Genomic DNA, 17,969 nt, shown 5'->3' with positions numbered 1-17,969 from the left:
TCGGCCTAAAGTCCGAGCACGGCCTTGGCGATGATGTTGCGCTGGATCTCGTTCGATCCGCCGTAGATCGAGAGCTTGCGTGAATTCAGGTACTTCTCGGACGCAGTGTGACCGTAGGCCGGGCCCGGCATGAAGTGGTTGGCACTGACGGGATGCTCCCGGATCGCCAGACCGTAATTACCGATTGCCCGGTGCGCCAGCTCGGTGATGTTCTGGAAGATCTCCGTACCCCGAATCTTGAACAACGACGCGGCGGCGCCTGGATCGATCCCGCGGGCCATTTGTGCCACCACGCGAAGCTCGGTTGCTTCCAAGGCCAACACGTCCAGCTCGATCCGTGCGATATCCCGCACGAATTCGAGATACGTCGGATCTTCTTCGGGAATCTCGGCCTTCACGATTTGCTTCAGCCGATCCAGGTAGCGCGTCGAACGGCCGATGCCAGCCATACTGGTGCGCTCGTTTCCGAGCAGGAATTTTGCGTAGGTCCAGCCCTTATTCTCCTCACCGATCAGGTTTTCGATCGGAACGCGGACATTTTCCAGGAAGACGTCATTGACCTCGTGGCTGCCGTCGATGGTGATGATCGGGCGCACGGTCACGCCGGGCGATTTCATATCGATCAGGAGAAAGGATATGCCGGCCTGCGGTTTGGCCGCCGGGTCGGTCCGCACCAGGCAAAAGATCCAGTCGGCGTGCTGCGCCAGCGTCGTCCAGGTCTTGTGGCCGTTGACGACGTAATGGTCGCCATCACGTACGGCCTTGGTTCTGACCGACGCAAGGTCCGATCCTGAGCCGGGCTCCGAATAGCCCTGACACCACCAGTCCTCGCCGGAGAGAATGCGCGGCAGGAATTTCTCCTTCTGCGCCTTGCTACCGAAAGTGTAGATGACCGGCCCGACCATGGTGACGCTGAATGCCAAAGGCGGCAGCGTCCCGGCTCGGCTGGTTTCCTGCTCGAAGATGAAGCGCTGCGTGATCGACCAGCCGGGCCCACCATATTCCTTCGGCCACAGCGGCGCGATCCAGCCCTTCTTGTAGAGGATGCGATGCCAAAGGAGCGTCTGCTCCTTGGTCAGGTCGGTCTCCGGGTTCGGCACCCGCATTTCCTGCGGATAGTGCTCCACGATGAATGCACGCACTTCATCGCGGAAAGCAGCATCCTCTTTCGAAAGCTTAAGCTCCATCGAAAGGCCTCGTTACCACTTTTCGCCGAACGGTCGAATTTCCATCTCGAACGTCCACGCGCTGCGGGGCTGTTGATAGAGCTGCCAATACGATTCTGCGACGGAGGCTGGGGGCATCAGCAGGTCGGGATTGTCCAGTGCATTCGGCCCAAGCGCCTCGATCCGTCTCTGGCGAACCCATTCGGTATCGACGCCGGAATCGATGACGAGGTGCGCGACGTGGATGTTCTTGGGGCCCAATTCGCGCGCGATCGCCTGCGCAACCGCGCGAAGGCCAAACTTTGCGCTGGCGAACGCCGCATAGCCCGTTCCGCCGCGGAGACTGGCGGTCGCGCCTGTGAAGAAGATGTTGCCCTTGCCGCGGGGCAGCATCAGCCGCGCGGCTTCGCGCCCCGCGAGAAAGCCGGAATAGCACGCCATTTCCCAAACTTTGCGGAACACCCGTTCAGTGGTGTCGAGAATGGGAAAATTGACATTGGCGCCGATGTTGAAGATGCAGACCTCGAGCGGAGCGTGCTTGTCGGCATCGCCGAGGAATGAAACGATCTCATCTTCCTTGCGCGCGTCGAGCGAACGCGCATGAATCTCGCCCCCTGCCTTCTCGATTTCCTTGACCAAAGGCTCCAGCTTGTCGCCGTTGCGGCGACCGGCGAAGACCGTGAAGCCTTCCGAAGCAAATTTCTTCGCGATCTCAGCACCGATATAGTCACCGGCGCCGATCACAGCGACGGTCGCGCTCCGCTTTTGCATGGCTCTTCCTCCGATCAGGCTAGATCTGGCGTCTTTGGCTTAGCGCCGGCAGCCCGCTCAGTCACCGCATCTAACGACGATTGAACGTTCTTTTTTAGAACTAGTCAATCGACATTTTCAGATTGATTTATCTGGCCTGTGCATCGAAACTGGTTCTGTCACTCGCAGACGCCGTTTACAGCATCGTCGACACAGTCTATTTACACAGTTTCAAATACGAACTTATGGGGAGGAATTGAGATGGCGAGAGCCCGCGGAGTGGCGATACTTGTCGGCGCTGGCGACGCGATCGGGGCGGCCGTCGCCCGCCGCTTTGCGAAGGGCGGATATACCGTTTGTATCTGCAGGCGAGAGGCAGCAAAATCGCAGGCCCTCGTGGCGGAGCTGAGAGCGGCGGGTCACAGGATTCACGCCTTTAGTGTCGATGCTCGCCAGGAATCCGGGGTTCAGGAAATATTCGCGCGCATCGAGAAGGAGATCGGGCCAATCGAGGTCTGCCTTTTCAACGCCGGATCGAACGTCAACAAGCCTTTACTGGAGACAACCGAGAAGCTGTTCTCTAAAGCGTGGGAACTCGCCTGTTACGCCGGATTTCTGGTCGGCCGCGAGGCCGCACGCTACATGGTATCGCGCGGTCGGGGCAGCATCCTGTTCACCGGCGCGACCGCCAGCCTCCGCGGCGGAGCGGGCTATGCGGCCTTCGCCAGCGCGAAATTCGGTCTACGCGCTGTCGCGCAGTCAATGGCCCGGGAATTGGGCCCAAAAAATATCCACGTGGTGCACCTCATTATCGATGCCGGCGTCGACAGCCCGGCGATCCATGCCCGCATGAAGGCGGCTAAAGGCATGGAGGCGAGCGAGATTCCACCGGACAGCCTGACGAAAACATCATCGATCGCGGAAGCCTATTGGTTCGCGCACGAGCAGACCCGAGATGGCTGGACCCATGAACTCGACCTCCGTCCTTCCGCGGAGAATTGGTGAGATGGACACCATGCCGAATCTGACGCTGTGGGGAGCAGGCACCAGCCGGACCGTACGGGCGCACTGGGCGATGTACGAGCTTGGTCTCGCCTACACGAGCAAGCCGATCGGGCCGCGTACTGGGGAAACCAAGACGGCGGAATATACCGCGCTCAATCCGCGGCAGAAGGTCCCGCTGCTACAGGACGGCGATTTCTGCATCGGCGAGAGTGCCGCTATCGTCGCGTACCTGTCACGCACTTACTCCACGCGGGACCGGGCGCTGATCCCAGAAAAGCAGCGCGACTATGCTGCGTGGCTGGAATGGTGCTTCTTCATCGTTGCAGAGCTTGATTCCACTAGCCTCTATGTAATGCGGCGCCATCGGGCAGATGGGCTTGGCACCATCTACGGAATTGCTCCCGAAGTCGTCGCCAGGGCAGGCGAGTATTTCCGCGAGCAATTGCGCCATGTGGAGGTCGCGCTTGCCGATGGACGCCGATACCTGATGGGCGATCAGTTCACCAGCGCCGATATCCTGCTGACCACGTGTCTCGAATGGGCGATCACCTATGAGGTGGGCGTCTGCGATAACGCCCTGCCCTATCTGGAGCGCATCCACGCCCGGCCTGCCTATCGGCTCGGCCAGGAAGCTAACATTCCGCTCGTTCCAATTACGCCGGTGCTGCCAAAAGCTCCGCCGGCTTAACCCGAGATCCGGACCGATTTTTCGGTCGCCATCTTCTCGATTGCGGCATTGTCATAGCCGAGCTCACCCAGGATCTCGCGCGAATGCTCGCCGATTCGGGGGGCGGGGCCACCGATCGCAGCCGGATTGACTTCGAAGCGAGCGGCCGGCTTGGGCTGTCGAATGCGACCAACACTGGGCTGGTCCAACTCGGCAATGAGATCGCGCGCAATCACCTGCTCGTTGTGAATGATCTCCCCACGGCGCAGGATCGGCGCGCAGGGGACGTCCGCTGCATCGAGCCGCTCCAGCCATTCGGCGGTGTTGTGCTGCGCGATGTATTCAGCCATCTTGTTGATGCGGGCAGTCGCATTGACGGAACGCGCCGCCGGCGTTGCAAAACGTGGGTCGGTGCCAAGCTCCGGATCACCTGTCGCGCGACAAAACCCCTGCCATTCCGAGTCCGAGATAGTACCGCAAGTGATGTAGCCGTCGCTGGTCTTGAACACGAGGTCGGGGCGATCATTGGGATCGGCCGCAGCAGCCTCGGCGCCCACCACAGTGTATTGCATCATACCTTCTGGCCAGAGGTAGGAGATCATTGCATCCAGCATCGCGACCTGGATGTGATCCCCTTGTCCGCTCTTCTCTCGCGCATAGAGCGCTGCTGCAACCGCTTGTGCCGTCATGACGGCCGTGGTCTTGTCGCAAACGATGGTTCTGATCATCTGTGGCCGGTTGGTCACGGGCTGCGACTGGATGTCGGCGAACCCCGAGAGACCCTGAATGATCGGATCGTAGACGCGCTTCTTGACATAAGGGCCGGTTTCGCCGACGCCGCTGATGGAAACGTAAATCAGCCGCGGATAGCGGCCGCGCAACTCGGCGGCCCCGAGCCCGAGGCGCTCCATCGTGCCGGGCCGAAAATTCTGCACCAGCACGTCGGATTGCGCGACAAGTTTGGCAAGCACCTCGCGACCGGCCTCGCTCTTGACGTCGAGCGCAAGCGAACGCTTGCCACGGTTTGATGAGATGAACAACGCCGAGAACTCACCGCGCTTGTCGATGGTGGCGCGGCTGCGGCGGGTGATGTCGCCACCAATCGGCTCGATCTTGATCACGTCGGCGCCCTGGTCGGCCAAAAACATCGTCGCGAACGGACCTGATACCACACCGGTCAGATCGAGCACACGAACTCCGCTAAGCGGCCCTGGCATGACGTTTCCCTTCCCCTGGCTGGTTCTTCCGGCCCTTACGCCAACTCCTTCGGCCAGGCCGCATTATCTCGTGTCGCGTTTCGAGTCACGCAATGCTGGCGGCAGGCTGCCGCATCTGCTCGACGATCGATTCCTCGACGTCCCGGAGCTGGTCCTTGCCGAAGAACATCTCCTTGCCGACGAAGAACGTCGGCGAACCGAATGCTCCGCGGTTGACCGCATCCGTGGTCAGGTCGATGAGCCTCTTCTTGACGTCGTCCTGTTGAGCTCGTGCCATCAGCCTGTCGATGTCGAGCCCTGAGGATTTGAAAGCCGCGCGGAACACCTCGACGTCATCCATCTTCTTCGGATCCTCCCACATGTGATGGTAAGCGGCCCGGAAATACGGCTCGAACATACCCTCGAACTGAGCGGCGACCGCACCGCGCATCAGCATCAGCGTATTCACCGGGAAAAACGGATTTTGCCGAAATGTCGTAATGTTGTGGCGACGGATGAAGCGCTGCGTCTCGAGCGCCATGTATTCGGGCTTGTTCTTGATGCCGTGCAGCGACTCCGCCGGGGACATGTTGCCGGTCGCCTTGTAGATGCCGCCGAGAAGTATCGGCACATAATCAAACTTCACGCCTGTCCGTCGCTCGACGCCAGGTATTGCGCGTTCCGCCAGATAGGCGTTGGGACTGCCGAAATCGAACTGGAATTCAACCTTCAGAGCTGTCACGCCGGCCTCTCCCGCATAGGCATTGTTGAAGTGGTCATGTTTGGTCCGCACGAACCGTATCGCCAACTCTCATACAGTTCTAAAAACGAACTGTCAATAAACTGGCAGATTCTGCTATTTTGGCCCAGATCGGTTAGAGGTTGTTTGGAACGTAGTCCCTATCTAGAATGGTTCTTGAAAAGACGGTTGCGTCGGCGATTCGAGCGACCCGTCGCTGGAAGAGTGGAGAAGTACGAATGAAGTGGGATGCCCTCGAGGAAGAGCCATGTTCACTGGCACGAACCATAGGTGTAATTGGCGACCGTTGGACCCTTCTGATTTTACGCGAATGCTTTCTGCGCACCCGACGATTTGAAGGCTTCCAGTCTGCGCTCGGGATCACGCGCCATCTGCTTGCCGAGCGGCTGAAGAAGCTGGTGCGGAACGGCGTGTTGCGGCGAATTCCGTATCAGGATTCACCCAAGCGCCATGAGTACATCCTGACGCAAAAGGGCCTCGATCTCTATCCGATCATGATGGCGCTCGTCCATTGGGGCGACACTCACATGGTCGACGAACGCGGGCGACCTCTGCTGCATGAGCATAAGAAATGCGGCAAGGTCTTCGATCCCGTAATGGTGTGCTCGGAATGCGGCGAACCGCTGTCGGCGAAGGAAGTTCATACCCATCCGGGCCCCGGCGCGCGCGCGAAGCTCGAGAAGGCCTCTCCCGAACAGAAGCCGAGCAAGGCAAGGACCCGCAGACAAGCAGCGTGATCCCGGGCGTTTGCCTTTCGGCGGGGACTGGCGACGGCTCGATGAGGTTCGCATCACGATGCGTTGCTCTGCGCTGAAGTGCCCTGTGGCACTCTTGCACTATCCCCTCGCGCTGGCGCGGAATAATGCCCTGAGAAGCGTTGGCGTAGCTCCATCTTCTGGATCTTGCCCGTCGCGCCATAGCTGAGCGCGTCAACGAAGACGATATCGTCAGGCATCCACCATTTGGCGATTTTGTTGTCCAGATAGGCCCTGATCGATTGCGCCGTTATGGCTCCGGATGTCGGCACGACGATAAGCAGCGGTCGCTCCTCCCATCTCGGATGAGGAACGCCGATCACGGCCGCCTCCGTGACTCCCGGGCATCCCTTCGCCAGGTTTTCCAGGTCGATGGACGAAATCCATTCCCCGCCTGACTTCACAACGTCTTTGGCGCGATCGGTCAACTGGATGTAATTATCGTCATCCATCACAGCGACATCCCCGGTATTGAACCAGCCGTCCTCCAGCAGCGGCTTGTCCTCCCCGTAGTAACCGCTGATGATCCACGGTCCACGCACCATCAATCGGCCACTGGATTTTCCGTCGCGTGGCATTTCACTGCCCCGCTCGTCAGCGATCTTGATGTCGACGCCGTAGATCGGCTGCCCCTGGCTGGTCTTGCGTCGAAGCCGATCCTGCGGGGAAAGGCTCGCCGTGCGTCGCGACGGCTGCGAAGACGTACCGCAAGGACTCGTCTCAGTCATGCCCCACAGATGGTTGACAGAGACGCCCAGGCGCTCAAGACCCTCGATCAGGCTAGGCGCGGGCGCCGAACCGGCAACTATGATGCGCTCGAGCGTCCCAGCACCGGTACCCCTGGACTCTAAGTACTGGAGCAGGTTTGAATAGAGTGTCGGGACCCCGGCGGTCATGGTCACGCCTTCCCTGTCGATCAACTCCGCAATGGCGGCGCCGTCCATTTTGGGTCCTGGCAGGACCAGCTTGGCACCGACCATGGGAGCTGCATGGGTCAGGCCCCAGGCCCCGTTGGCGTGAAACATCGGAGTCATCGGCAGAAGCGTGTCGCGCGGCGCAATGCCCATTGCGTATGCACCGCAGATGCAGAGGCAATGCAGGATATCCGATCGATGCGAGTAGAGAACGCCCTTGGGATTGCCTGTGGTCCCCGACGTGTAGAACAGGGAGGAGGCCGAAAGTTCGTCGAATACCGGCCATTCAAACTCCTCCTTTCCCAAGTCCACGAATTCCTCGTAGCACAGCAAATTCGGAAGCGTCGTCCTTGGCATGTCGGCTCGATCCGCCATCAGGACAAACATCTTCACGGAGGAAAGCCCGGCCGCCAGCTTCTCCACGAGGGGAAGAAACGAGCTGTCGAAGAACAGGATCTTGTCTTCGGCGTGATTTGCAATGTAGCTGATCTGATCCGGGATAAGCCTCGGGTTGATCGCATGCCATACTGCACCGATTCCCGTGACGCCATGCTCGATCTCGAAATGCCTGAACGTGTTCCAGGCAAGAGTTGCGACACGATCGCCCTGCAAGATGCCATGGCGGGTCAAAGCATCGGCAAGCTTTCTGGTGCGACGCGCCGCATCCCCATACGTATAGCGATGAATCGAGCCCTCCACGGTGCGCGAAACGATCTCCGTCCGCGAATGGAAGCGCTCCGCATGCTTCAAGAGCGAGGACAGCAGCAAAGGCTGATTCTGCATCAATCCTTTCACGATAACCTCATTTCAGCTGCAGCGATTGACGCCACCGGCGTTAGCGAGACACCACCAACCTCATCACTCCGAGCTGGCATCGAGAACCTCGCTGAATTGATCCCACCGCGTCCCGGTCCAGCGCTGTAGCCTCATTTGCGTGAAATTCATGTTGATCTTGTCGCTTGTATTGACCGTGATCCCAGGCAGCAGCGTGGGAAGCGCGACGTTCTTGAGGTTCTTGGCCTGCCCGATGATATTTTCGCGCGACAGATCGTTCCCACACTGCTTGAGCAGGCGTTCGAGCAGCATGCCTTGCGTATACCCGAACAGATAGTTCGTGTCGGCGATATCGATTCCGGGCAAATACCGCGCGACAAATGCTCGAAAGTTCTTCATTCCGTCGTTGTTATCCCACTGCGAGTCGGTCGGGTCCATCGCCACCGTTCCAACGATGACGCCTATTGAATTATCGAGACCTGCGGGCTTCAGCGTGGCGCCAACCGAGCTTGATGGGTAGTTCAGTACGATCATCGGTTTCCAACCGATTTCGGCAGCTTTGCGGATTGCCTGTGCCGCGAACTTCGGGGTACCAGCCACCAACAATGCATCGGCGCCCGAACTCTTGAGACTCACCACCTGCGAATCCACCGTCGGCTCGCTGACCTCGTAGGCAATTGCGACGACCTTCTTGTCGAACTCGTCTTTAAGGACCCCCTTGAAAGCGTTGAGGTAGTCTTTTCCGAGATCATCGTTCTGATACAGGATCGCGTACTTCGCGTTCGGCAGCGTCTTGGTCAGGAACCTGGCGTAGATTTTCCCTTCGGTGTCGAAGCTGACCAGACTGGTCGTCGTCAGCGGAAACTCCGCCACATTCGTGAACTTGTTCGATCCCGAGACGATGCCGATCGCCGGCACGCCCCTCGACTTCAGATACTTTGCAGTGGCCGAGTTGCCGGGCGTGCCGAGCTGGCTGAACATGAAGGCCACTTCATCGCTTTCGACGAGCCTTCGCGCATGCTCAACCGCTTTTGGTGGGCTATAGGCATCGTCATACGCTATGTAGTTGACCTTTCGGCCGTTTACTCCGCCGCGGTCGTTAATCGACTGGACATACGCGAGAAGCCCTCGACCAACGAGACCGATCGACGAAGCAGGACCGCTAAAGGGAAAGATGCCCCCGATCCTGATCTCCGTTGGCGTGATCCCCGGCATATCGGCAGCAGAAGCCGATGACCCGAACGCCAGAAGCAGCACCGCGAAAGCAGACCTGAAGAGCCCCAGCATCACTTCCTCCCAAAATTGAGGATTGCATGCCCGAGTGGCACGATCCAACAAAGCGCGGCCTTGATCGACCGTCGTTCCTCGCCGATCTACCGTTCTTTTTTGGAACTAGTCAAGCCGCTCGAGTCTTCCCCTCGATCGCCAGAGCGGGACGCATCCGCTCAAGCTCACGACCACCTAGGCGCACGCTCGCTTCGGCTAAAAAACGCAAAATGAGGTCATCTTTGAACTATTTACTTGTTGCAGCCCGCGACTATGCGTGTGCTGCCCCCTGACCCTCCGTACCTCCTGGAGGCTCGCCTTCGAAAGCTGATTTCAATTCTTTTATCGAACTAATTCGGGTCCGACCGGTGGCGAGCAGACGTTCACGCTTTTACGCGCCGCAGCCAAGCCACATCTCTCGATTTTGATCGTCCATACCGACTTCGGTTGGCTCCTTCGGACGACTAAAGTCGCCGCCGAAAGGCTCGCCCACGATATGAGTTCCCCTCAATGACCATGCGAGGGCTCGGCTCGACTACTACGGACTGGACGAGCCGGCGCCGCGCGTTCATCTCCGACCGTGCACGCAACGACCGCCGGCTCTGCTGCTGGGACCTACTGCCGCCGAACGGTTTCGACGCAATATTCGACCCTGTCAGTCCGCCGTCGCATGAATGACAGCCTTGGTCTCGAGGAATTCACTGAAGGCGAGTTCGCCCCATTCACGACCGTTACCGGACATTTTGTATCCGCCGAAAGGAGCTTCGGTATCTTCTGACGCGCCATTAATATAGACCATGCCCGCTTGAAGTCTGTCAGCGACAGCCCGGGCCTTTTCAATGCTCGCCGATTGCACATAAGCGCCGAGCCCGTACACGGTATCGTTGGCGATTGTTACTGCGTCGTCGACGTCCGTGTAGCCGATGATGGCGAGAACAGGTCCGAAAATTTCCTCACGCGCGATGGCCATGGTGTTTTCAACGTCCGCAAACACCGTGGGCTTGACGTAGTATCCGACCTTCATATTTTCCGGGCGCCCCATACCGCCTGTAACGAGCGTGGCGCCCTCATCGATCCCCGTCTTGATCAACCGCTGGATTCGATCCCACTGGCGTTCGGAAACGACGGGACCCATGTACACGTCCGTTTTTGGGTCGCCATAAGTGATCGACGCCACGACCTGTTTTGCAATTTGCTTGGCTCCTTCCATCTGGTTCTGGGGAACCAGCATCCGGGTCGGCGCATGACACGTCTGCCCCGAGTTGAGCATCAGTCGATAAATGTTCTCTGTGATCGCGGTTGCGAAATTGGCGTCATCCAAGATGATGTTGGGCGACTTGCCGCCCAACTCCTGATGCACACGCTTCACGGTGTCAGCCGCGCGTTTCGCAACATCAATCCCCGCCGCAGTCGATCCAGTGAAAGAAACCATGTCGACACCGGGATGCGCGGATATGGCGGCTCCGACGGTCGGCCCATCACCGTCGACCAGATTATAGACGCCCTTCGGAACGCCGGCTTCGTGGAAGATCTCCGCGAGGACATGAGCAGTGAACGGGGCAACCTCGGAAGGCTTATGCACGGCGGTGCACCCAGTGGCCAGGGCCGGAACGACCTTGACCATGATTTGGTTGATCGGCCAGTTCCAAGGCGTGATCATTCCGACCACCCCAATAGGCTCACGGCGCACCACTGTGCGCGGTCCCTGCGGATGCTCGAACTCGTAATTCTTCAGGGCATTGATTGCGGTCTGGAGATGCGCAAGGCCAACGCCGGCCTGCAATTCCATCGCGAACTTCGTGGGTGCGCCGAGTTCTTCGGTAAGAGCGGCGCCGAGATCGGCATGGCGCTTCGCGTACACGTTCAAAATGCTGGAAAGGATATCGATCCGCTCCTGGCGGCTGCTGCGGGAGAAGCTGGCAAATGCCGTTCGCGCGGCCTTCACAGCGCGATCGACGTCCGCAGCTGTTCCTAGAGTGATTAATCCTGCCGGCTGCTCGTTGGCGGGATTGACCACGTGGATCGCGTTGCCACCGAGTGGTTCCACCCAGTCACCGTCGATGTAGAATCGGGTATAGTTACGCATTGAAGACCTTCCCTGATTGACATTTTCGCGTATCGAACCGCCTGCCTCTTGCAGGCAGTCCGAGCGCTATCTGCCGACGAGCTAACCGCGGCACGGGCGTTGCCGCCCTTCTTTCATTTGCCCTTTGTCTGCGGTCCCACGGATTGCATGAAATCGCGATCCGCTGCCGGCAGATTGGCTGTCCACGCCGGTTCATCGCCGGCCTCTGGCAGTACGTGACCAAATTCGATCATCTGCCGCGCTGGAAGCTCGCCGACATATACCCATACGCTGCGGTGATCCGCGGCAGAGGCGGCAACCGCGACGGCCTCTGCCATCAATTTGATCATTCGTGTCTTGTCGATCGCAGCGCGCCCGCCTCGGATGTGACCGTAGACAAACACCTGGTCATGCGTCAGTGGCGCGCCGCCCATAAAGTAGTTCTCAGCTTTCACGTCTTCGAAAATGACTTGCGCGAAGTAGGTCGGCGCTCCCGTCACCTCCGCATGGATCCGCGTGATCTCAGCCGCAATCGCACTCTTCTGCCTGCCCGAAAGGCGTCCCTCGATGCTGGAGCAATAATAGGTTGGCATTGACATCACTCCTTTTTGTAGGTGGCCTCTCCCATCAGGAGAAACCCTCTGGTTATCGCACCAGTTGGACTCGTGGGTCGGGCTCCGCACGTCGCGGCGCGTGGGCGAGGAGGACTCGTCCCCGCCCTTGATGGCCACCGCGGCTCCGGTTTCAGCGAGCCAGTCTGCTTTGGGTTGCTTGTCCATAGGCCGCGTAGATGAAGGCGCCCATTATCGCCACCAACCATTGGCCAGCGAGGGCCAGGCGGAAGATGTGGCCCTCCCTCACCCACTGTGCGTCAAATCCGGACGCGCCCATAACGGGCAGTAGAAAGTAGAAGGTGGGCGTAGCCGCGATGCAGGCGAGGACGAATACGCCCCATTCCTTGACCCAGGCCACCTCTCCGCGGCGCAAGGCGAAGGCAAGCAGAACCGCGAACAACAGAGTGGCGGCTCCTCCAATCATGTGCATCGAACCGCCTGCAAGGGTAGCGAAGCTCGGCATACCCATCCGCAGGCCCCAGTACATCAATACAATTCCCGCGACGGCGCCGGAGAACGCCAACGCCCAGGAAGGTGCAGCCAGAACACCGTTCGGTTGCCGTCGGACGAAGGCGATCCACAGCAGATGCGCTCCGCTCGACAAGCCAACTAACGTCGCCAGCGCGAACGTCGCGCGGCTTACGACATCGCTTGCAATCACGGTGTCATGAAGGTGGATGACACCCGCCGGGACCAATTCTCGGGCGCTGAAGGCCTGCTCCAGCGCGGGGGTCACCATGTAGTATTGAACAACAATGGCGGCGGCTGCGACGAGGGCAGGGAAACTCACGAGCGCCAGGTTGCGTGCAAGACGCGCGCGCTTTTCGGAAGCCGCAGTCATGCTTGCGGACTCGGCCCGGCGAACCGGCTGCACCCAGCGGTTGATCGTAAACAGAAGGTAGCCGACCGTCAAAGAAAGGGGGATCAGCACCCCTGTGACGGCATAATTTGCTTCGGTAAAGCGGATGCCCGGATCCAGCGCGCCAAAAAGCAGCCAGCCGTAACGCTGGATGGGTGTGCTCAGCAAGAGCCCGTAGCTTATGCACATCCAGGCTTGGTGGTTAGCAATCTGCTTGCGCCACAACGCATGTACGGCCATCCAGAGGCTGAACGATATGCCCAGGGCCAGGCCCCACAGTCCCACGTAGAAAAACAGATGATCCAGCGTGTCGGCAACCGACGTGCGCACAAGATGGATCATGGCGGTGATCATCGTGCCCTGCAGTACGACGATATAGATGCCACCGGATATGCGGTGCCACTTGGGAAAGCGGCGGCGGAAAGCGGGCCAGAATTGCAGGCCGCCGAAAAGCATGCATACGCCGCCCAGCAAGGAATGGACCATGAGCATTGCGGCCTTTTCCTTGCTCATGACATTGTAGACGAGGAGATGCTCGGCGATACTCTCCTTGCCATAAGCATAAGTGGACGAACTGACCGATCCCACCAGCGCGACCGTGCTGCCAGCGTACTCCTCGACTTTTGAGGGAATATCCACGGCTTGGCCGGCTTCGGCGGCGTTCAGCAGCGCGATGCGCTTTGCAGCAATCTCAGCATTCCCGGCTCCTTTGTAATACGCGATCCCCGCCATAATCGCCGCGAACCCATCAAGGGACGCAGCCAGGAGGAGCGCCAGCGCGATGGCGCGGAGCAGCCAGATGCGCAACGGAATTGCTGGTAGCCGAACAAGCGGCGTCGACCGGCCCTGAGGCGAATCAGGCAGAACTGATACAGCCATACAAATCCTCCCTCTGTTACGAGCGCCAGTTCAGATGCTGGCGTCACTGCTTGAGCAGCCATAACGATGTTATTAACCGACAATAACATCGTTATAGTGCAGACGCAAGGAGTGCTGAATGTCCCTATTCGTTTCAGGGAACGGGCGTAAGGATCAACAGAGAGCGGATGCCCTCACCTGACGCATGGCATCATGGAGGTGACGGCGCGTTCCGGCGTGTCGCCGAGGCCAACCAACATATTTATTGCCATCGGGAAAAGGATCTGTTCGACGCTGTCATCAAAGCGAGCCAAGAGGCCAGCCAATTCGAGGGTAATGAACCCGTGAACGAAGCCCCACAGCTGTACCGCGATGACATTCGGATCATCGTCGCGGATCCGGCCAGCCTCGATAAGACGAGTCGCGGCTCGAACCACATGGCCAAAGGCTTCTTGAAATGCAGGGGATTCCGAGCGAGAAAGCGGAGTAGGATCATACTCGATCGCCCGATAGGCTCCTCGAGTTGATAGCCCGAACATGAGATCGTAGAGGTGCGGGTTCTGCCGGGCCACGTCGCGGTAACACAACGCCAAACGGAAGACGTCTGTAACGGGATCATCGGTCTTCGGCGTCGCCTCAAAGGCAGAGGCCAGATATCGGAACCCTTGATCGGCAACTGCGCGCAATAGCTCCGGCATGCCTCCGAAATGGCTGTAAACAGCCATCGTAGAGACGCCAGCCTCATTGGCCACGGACCGAGCTTGAACGGCCGCCGGACCTTGCTCGGCCAGCAGCTTGATCGTGGTATGAATCAACTTGGTGCGGAGATCAGGAAACGCCGTGCCGGTAGCCATAATTGACAGTATTACCACTATCGTTGCGCGCTACAGAAGCTCAAAAGAAAAACCTCAAAAGTGTTATTCGGCGTGCATCACAACGAACTTCTGGCAAACTTCAATCTGTCCCCTCGTATGTCGTCGGGTCCGCCTCGAACGCTTGCTTCCCCTTTGCGGCCCATAGCGGGCTGTTACTCCTTCCAGGAATCGCAATCGAACGGCTCAGAAGTTGCTACTTGCTGTTCCGCTCCGACTACATGCCGCGGAGCCAAAAAGCTCAAGGCAAGCGCGATGATAGCGGACGCTGAAGGTGACTTCGCATCAGCTCGGCGGCATCTTGATTACGTCCTGCTTCGAGCAGATTAAGCAGGCGCAAATGCTCCTCGACGTGCCGGCGCATGCCATCTCGATCGGCGAAGCTGCGATAGGCGAACAGGCGGCGGATCGAGTTCACGCGTCGCAGCGACTCGACGAAGAACGGATTGCGGGCGCCGCGCGCGATCTCCTCGTGAAACTCGCAGCCCGACTGATAGACCTCGCCGATCGTCATCTTGTCGAGCTCGCCACCGAGTACGCGCTGCTGATGCTGGCGAAGCTTCGCGATGACGTCCTGCTGAAGCCCGAAGCCGGGCTGCAGAATCGCTGCCGGCTCGATCACGGCCCGGAAGGCCGCAGCCTGGTCCTGGGCTTCTGGGCTCGACAGCGTCTCGGCGAAGCGCCAGCCATAGCCGGGCAGGCGGGCGATCCAGCCCTCGGCCGCGATGCGATCGAGCAGGCGCTGCAGCTCGGTGCGGCTCAGCTCGTAGCGGCGCATCAGCTCGGCCTCGGTGACGTCGGCCTCGATGCGCCGGTCGAGAACGTCGGCCGCGATGTCCGCATAGGCCTGCTCGGCGCGGCTCACCGCGGCGAGCGTCGGGCGTGCCGCACCGCTCGTCGGGTTCTGGGTCAGCACGAAGCCGCGATGGGGCTCGCCCCGCGCCAGCCCCGCCGCCTCCAGGGCCTTCAGCCCGAGCCGGATCGGCGCACGCGACACGTCGAGCGCATCGGCCAGCCTTTGCTCGATCAGGCGGTCCCCGGCCTTCATGCCTTCGCGGCGTGCGAACGCCAGGATCAGGCCGGCGAGCTGCTCGGCGCGGTCGGTCGTGCCCGTCCGTGCAGCGGAGGGCGATGTGTCCCAATCGGTCATGATGCCGAGGAAACCTCTTTCAGCTTGACAGATCGTCGGCCGGATTGTTCTTTATATGAAAAATATACAATCGAGAAGCGAGCGACGGGGAAGCAACGCCAATGATCCGTGAGCCGGACGTCCATATCTGCGAGGTCGCGCCGCGCGACGGCCTGCAGAACCTCGACATGTTCGTGCCGACCGAAGCGAAGTGCGCGCTGATCGACGCCATCGCGGCCGCAGGGGTGCGCGAGATCGATGCCGGCTCCTTCGTGCCGCCGAAGGTCGTGCCGCAATTCGCTGATGTCGATGCGGTGATGGCCCATGCGCTGTCTCATCGAGAGACGAGGATCGGCGCGCTGGTCCCCAATTTCAAGGGCGCGGAGCGCGCCATCGCCGCAGGCGTGGACAACATCTATTTTGTGATCTCGGCCAGCGAGACCCATAACCGCGCCAATGTCCGCCGTACGGTCGCCGAGCAGGTCGAAGCCTTCCATGCCGTGCGCGCCGCGATCGATGCCCGGCCGGCCGCCGAGCGGCCGCAATTGATGGGCGCGATCTCCACCTCGTTCGGCTGCTCGCTCGAAGGCGATGTCAGCGAGGCGGCGGTCTGCGATCTGGCGCGCCGTTTCGTCGAGGCGGGGGCCGACGAGATCGGTCTTGCCGATACCGTCGGCTACGCGACGCCCACGCTCGTCAAGCAGGTCGTTGCGGCCGTCCGGCGCGAGATCGGGCCGGATATCACGCTGCGTCTGCACCTGCACGACACGCTCGGCGCCGGCCTCGCGAACGCGGTCGCCGGCCTCGAGGCCGGCATCCGCCGCTTCGATGCCGCGGTCTCCGGGCTCGGCGGCTGTCCGTTCGCGCCGGGCGCCCGCGGCAACATCGTCACCGAGGATCTCGTGTTCTTGCTCGAGCGTATGGGATTGTCGACCGGGATCGATCTGGACCGGCTGATGCTCACGCGCGAGATCCTGGCCCGTCACATCGCGCCGAAGCACCTCACCGGCCATCTGCACGAGGCCGGCATCCCCAAGGTGCTGCGGAGGGCAGCGTGATGGGCGCGGCCCGAGAGCACGACGCTCCGCTTCGGCCGCTCGAGGGCGTGCGCGTCGTCGAGTTCAGCCAGATGGTGATGGGTCCGAGCTGCGGACTCATCCTCGCCGATCTCGGCGCCGACGTGATCAAGGTCGAGCCGATCAAGGGCGATCGCACCCGTTCCTTCAAGGGACCGGCGGCCGGCTTTTTCGCCACCTACTGCCGCAACAAGCGCAGCATCGCGCTCGATACGTCGACGGCGCAGGGCCAGAATGTTGCGCGCAAGCTGATCGCGCGCAGCGACGTGCTGATCGAGAATTTCCGCCCCGGGCTGATGAAGCGCATTGGGCTCGACTACGAGTCCGTGGCGGCGTTCGCCCCGCAGCTGATCTACTGTTCGCTGAAGGGCTACCTGCCCGGGCCTTACGAGAACCGCCTCGCTCTCGACGAGGTCGTGCAGATGATGGGGGGCCTCGCCTACATGACCGGCCTGCCTGATCGCCCGATGCGCGCCGGAGCCTCGGTCAACGACATCATGGGCGGCATGTTCGGGGTGATCGCGATCCAGGCCGCGCTGGCCGAGCGTCAGCGCACCGGGCGTGGCCGTTACGTGCAGAGCGCGCTGTATGAGAACAACGTGTTCCTGATGGCGCAGGCCATGATGTACGAGGTCGTCACCGGCCAGCCCTCGATCCCCTATTCGATCAAGGACAGCCCGTGGCCGGTCTACGATCTGTTCGACACAAAGGACGGCTCGAAGCTGTTCGTGACCATCGTCGGCGAGGAGCAATGGGTGGCGTTCTGCCGCGCCTTCGAGCGCACGGAATGGCTGGACGATCCGCGCTTCGCCACCGCGCAGGGCCGGGTCGATCATCGCGGCTGGCTGATCCCCGAGATCGCCGCGATCTTCAGGACGTGGGCGAGGGACGATCTCGCCGCGGTGCTGGAGCGGCTCGAGCTGCCCTACGCGCCGGTCAACAAGCCCGGCGACCTGTTCGACGATCCGCATCTCAACGCATCGGGCGGCCTGACCGAGATCCGCATGCCCGACGGCCGTCGCGCCAAGACGCCGGTGCTGCCGGTGTCGCTGGACGGGCAACGGCTGCCGAACCGCTACGATCCGCCTGATGTCGGCGAGCACACGCGCGACGTCCTGGCCGAGATCGGGCTGCTGCCCGACGAGATTGCCATGCTGGAAGCGGACGGAACGATTTCGCCTGTGAAGCCGCCAGGGTGAGCGGTCACGTCGCACATCGTCGAGAACATAAGAACTGCGGGAGG

The 17,969-nt window shown here is 60.5% G+C and carries 16 protein-coding genes; 5 read left to right on the top strand and 11 right to left on the bottom strand.

Annotation, left to right across the window (positions count from 1 at the left end; translation table 11 throughout):
* Positions 1–5 precede the first annotated feature (5 nt).
* Complete coding sequence (locus QX048_RS08960; RefSeq protein WP_316169285.1) at positions 6–1,187, bottom strand: acyl-CoA dehydrogenase family protein; 1,182 nt, start codon at positions 1,185–1,187, stop codon at positions 6–8.
* Positions 1,188–1,199: 12 nt separating this feature from the next.
* Positions 1,200–1,937, bottom strand: coding sequence for an SDR family oxidoreductase (locus QX048_RS08955; RefSeq protein ID WP_315714199.1), 738 nt, complete (start codon positions 1,935–1,937; stop codon positions 1,200–1,202).
* Positions 1,938–2,177: 240 nt separating this feature from the next.
* Here QX048_RS08955 and QX048_RS08950 point away from each other — a divergent pair, with 240 nt between their 5' ends.
* Both QX048_RS08950 and QX048_RS08945 read left to right on the top strand, forming a co-directional pair.
* Positions 2,178–2,921, top strand: coding sequence for an SDR family NAD(P)-dependent oxidoreductase (locus QX048_RS08950; protein WP_316169286.1), 744 nt, complete (start codon positions 2,178–2,180; stop codon positions 2,919–2,921).
* A gap of 10 nt (positions 2,922–2,931) precedes the next feature.
* Positions 2,932–3,609, top strand: coding sequence for a glutathione S-transferase family protein (locus tag QX048_RS08945; RefSeq protein WP_316169625.1), 678 nt, complete (start codon positions 2,932–2,934; stop codon positions 3,607–3,609).
* Here the strand turns inward: QX048_RS08945 and QX048_RS08940 are convergent.
* Positions 3,606–4,805, bottom strand: a complete 1,200-nt coding sequence (locus QX048_RS08940; protein WP_316169287.1) for a CoA transferase — start codon at positions 4,803–4,805, stop codon at positions 3,606–3,608. The two genes, QX048_RS08945 and QX048_RS08940, sit on opposite strands and share 4 nt — an antisense overlap.
* Positions 4,806–4,890: 85 nt before the next feature.
* The gene (locus tag QX048_RS08935; RefSeq protein WP_315714388.1) at positions 4,891–5,517 is read right to left on the bottom strand and encodes a 2-hydroxychromene-2-carboxylate isomerase; all 627 of its coding nucleotides are present in this window, start codon (positions 5,515–5,517) and stop codon (positions 4,891–4,893) included.
* Between the two features lie 245 nt (positions 5,518–5,762).
* On the opposite strand from QX048_RS08935, the gene QX048_RS08930 reads away from it, so the two are divergent.
* On the top strand, positions 5,763–6,281 hold the full coding sequence (locus QX048_RS08930; RefSeq protein ID WP_315827680.1) for a helix-turn-helix domain-containing protein: 519 nt from the start codon (positions 5,763–5,765) through the stop codon (positions 6,279–6,281).
* 53 nt (positions 6,282–6,334) lie between these two features.
* Here QX048_RS08930 and QX048_RS08925 read toward each other — a convergent pair whose 3' ends face one another.
* From QX048_RS08925 to QX048_RS08895, 7 genes are all read right to left on the bottom strand, one after another.
* Positions 6,335–8,008, bottom strand: a complete 1,674-nt coding sequence (locus QX048_RS08925; RefSeq protein ID WP_315827679.1) for a long-chain-fatty-acid--CoA ligase — start codon at positions 8,006–8,008, stop codon at positions 6,335–6,337.
* 63 nt (positions 8,009–8,071) lie between these two features.
* Complete coding sequence (locus QX048_RS08920) at positions 8,072–9,274, bottom strand: ABC transporter substrate-binding protein (RefSeq protein WP_315827678.1); 1,203 nt, start codon at positions 9,272–9,274, stop codon at positions 8,072–8,074.
* A gap of 634 nt (positions 9,275–9,908) precedes the next feature.
* Positions 9,909–11,339: an aldehyde dehydrogenase family protein gene (locus QX048_RS08915; RefSeq protein ID WP_316191994.1), complete on the bottom strand. Its 1,431-nt coding sequence runs from the start codon at positions 11,337–11,339 to the stop codon at positions 9,909–9,911.
* Between the two features lie 113 nt (positions 11,340–11,452).
* A complete protein-coding gene (locus QX048_RS08910) occupies positions 11,453–11,911 on the bottom strand; it encodes a 4-oxalocrotonate tautomerase family protein (RefSeq protein WP_316191995.1) in 459 nt (152 codons plus the stop codon).
* Between the two features lie 151 nt (positions 11,912–12,062).
* Positions 12,063–13,670 carry a DUF2306 domain-containing protein gene (locus QX048_RS08905; protein ID WP_316191996.1) on the bottom strand — a complete coding sequence of 536 codons (1,608 nt, stop codon included), beginning with the start codon at positions 13,668–13,670 and terminating at the stop codon, positions 12,063–12,065.
* Between the two features lie 173 nt (positions 13,671–13,843).
* Entirely contained in the window at positions 13,844–14,503 is a 660-nt protein-coding gene (locus QX048_RS08900; RefSeq protein ID WP_316191997.1) for a TetR/AcrR family transcriptional regulator, read from the bottom strand.
* A gap of 259 nt (positions 14,504–14,762) precedes the next feature.
* Positions 14,763–15,671, bottom strand: coding sequence for a GntR family transcriptional regulator (locus QX048_RS08895; RefSeq protein WP_315714191.1), 909 nt, complete (start codon positions 15,669–15,671; stop codon positions 14,763–14,765).
* A 101-nt stretch (positions 15,672–15,772) separates the two neighbouring features.
* Here QX048_RS08895 and QX048_RS08890 point away from each other — a divergent pair, with 101 nt between their 5' ends.
* Entirely contained in the window at positions 15,773–16,708 is a 936-nt protein-coding gene (locus QX048_RS08890; RefSeq protein WP_316191998.1) for a hydroxymethylglutaryl-CoA lyase, read from the top strand.
* A complete protein-coding gene (locus QX048_RS08885) occupies positions 16,708–17,925 on the top strand; it encodes a CaiB/BaiF CoA-transferase family protein (RefSeq protein ID WP_316191999.1) in 1,218 nt (405 codons plus the stop codon). The genes QX048_RS08890 and QX048_RS08885 overlap by 1 nt, the downstream gene beginning before the upstream one ends.
* The last annotated feature ends 44 nt before the right edge of the window (positions 17,926–17,969 follow it).

Source organism: Bradyrhizobium sp. SZCCHNS30572 (assembly GCF_032484415.1).
In the GTDB taxonomy this organism is placed as follows: Bacteria; Pseudomonadota; Alphaproteobacteria; order Rhizobiales; family Xanthobacteraceae; genus Bradyrhizobium.
Note: the sequence above shows the minus strand (reverse complement) of the source record. Positions and strands in the feature narration are given on the sequence as shown.

What these genes read in the sequence shown, in the direction of transcription:
- QX048_RS08890 (WP_316191998.1), top strand. Translation starts at nt 15,773, where the DNA reads ATGATCCGTGAGCCGGACGTCCATATCTGCGAGGTCGCGCCGCGCGAC.
- QX048_RS08945 (WP_316169625.1), top strand. Translation starts at nt 2,932, where the DNA reads ATGCCGAATCTGACGCTGTGGGGAGCAGGCACCAGCCGGACCGTACGG.
- QX048_RS08885 (WP_316191999.1), top strand. Translation starts at nt 16,708, where the DNA reads ATGGGCGCGGCCCGAGAGCACGACGCTCCGCTTCGGCCGCTCGAGGGC.
- QX048_RS08915 (WP_316191994.1), bottom strand. Translation starts at nt 11,339, where the DNA reads ATGCGTAACTATACCCGATTCTACATCGACGGTGACTGGGTGGAACCA.
- QX048_RS08895 (WP_315714191.1), bottom strand. Translation starts at nt 15,671, where the DNA reads ATGACCGATTGGGACACATCGCCCTCCGCTGCACGGACGGGCACGACC.
- QX048_RS08950 (WP_316169286.1), top strand. Translation starts at nt 2,178, where the DNA reads ATGGCGAGAGCCCGCGGAGTGGCGATACTTGTCGGCGCTGGCGACGCG.
- QX048_RS08930 (WP_315827680.1), top strand. Translation starts at nt 5,763, where the DNA reads ATGAAGTGGGATGCCCTCGAGGAAGAGCCATGTTCACTGGCACGAACC.
- QX048_RS08955 (WP_315714199.1), bottom strand. Translation starts at nt 1,937, where the DNA reads ATGCAAAAGCGGAGCGCGACCGTCGCTGTGATCGGCGCCGGTGACTAT.
- QX048_RS08900 (WP_316191997.1), bottom strand. Translation starts at nt 14,503, where the DNA reads ATGGCTACCGGCACGGCGTTTCCTGATCTCCGCACCAAGTTGATTCAT.
- QX048_RS08940 (WP_316169287.1), bottom strand. Translation starts at nt 4,805, where the DNA reads ATGCCAGGGCCGCTTAGCGGAGTTCGTGTGCTCGATCTGACCGGTGTG.
- QX048_RS08910 (WP_316191995.1), bottom strand. Translation starts at nt 11,911, where the DNA reads ATGCCAACCTATTATTGCTCCAGCATCGAGGGACGCCTTTCGGGCAGG.
- QX048_RS08905 (WP_316191996.1), bottom strand. Translation starts at nt 13,670, where the DNA reads ATGGCTGTATCAGTTCTGCCTGATTCGCCTCAGGGCCGGTCGACGCCG.
- QX048_RS08960 (WP_316169285.1), bottom strand. Translation starts at nt 1,187, where the DNA reads ATGGAGCTTAAGCTTTCGAAAGAGGATGCTGCTTTCCGCGATGAAGTG.
- QX048_RS08920 (WP_315827678.1), bottom strand. Translation starts at nt 9,274, where the DNA reads ATGCTGGGGCTCTTCAGGTCTGCTTTCGCGGTGCTGCTTCTGGCGTTC.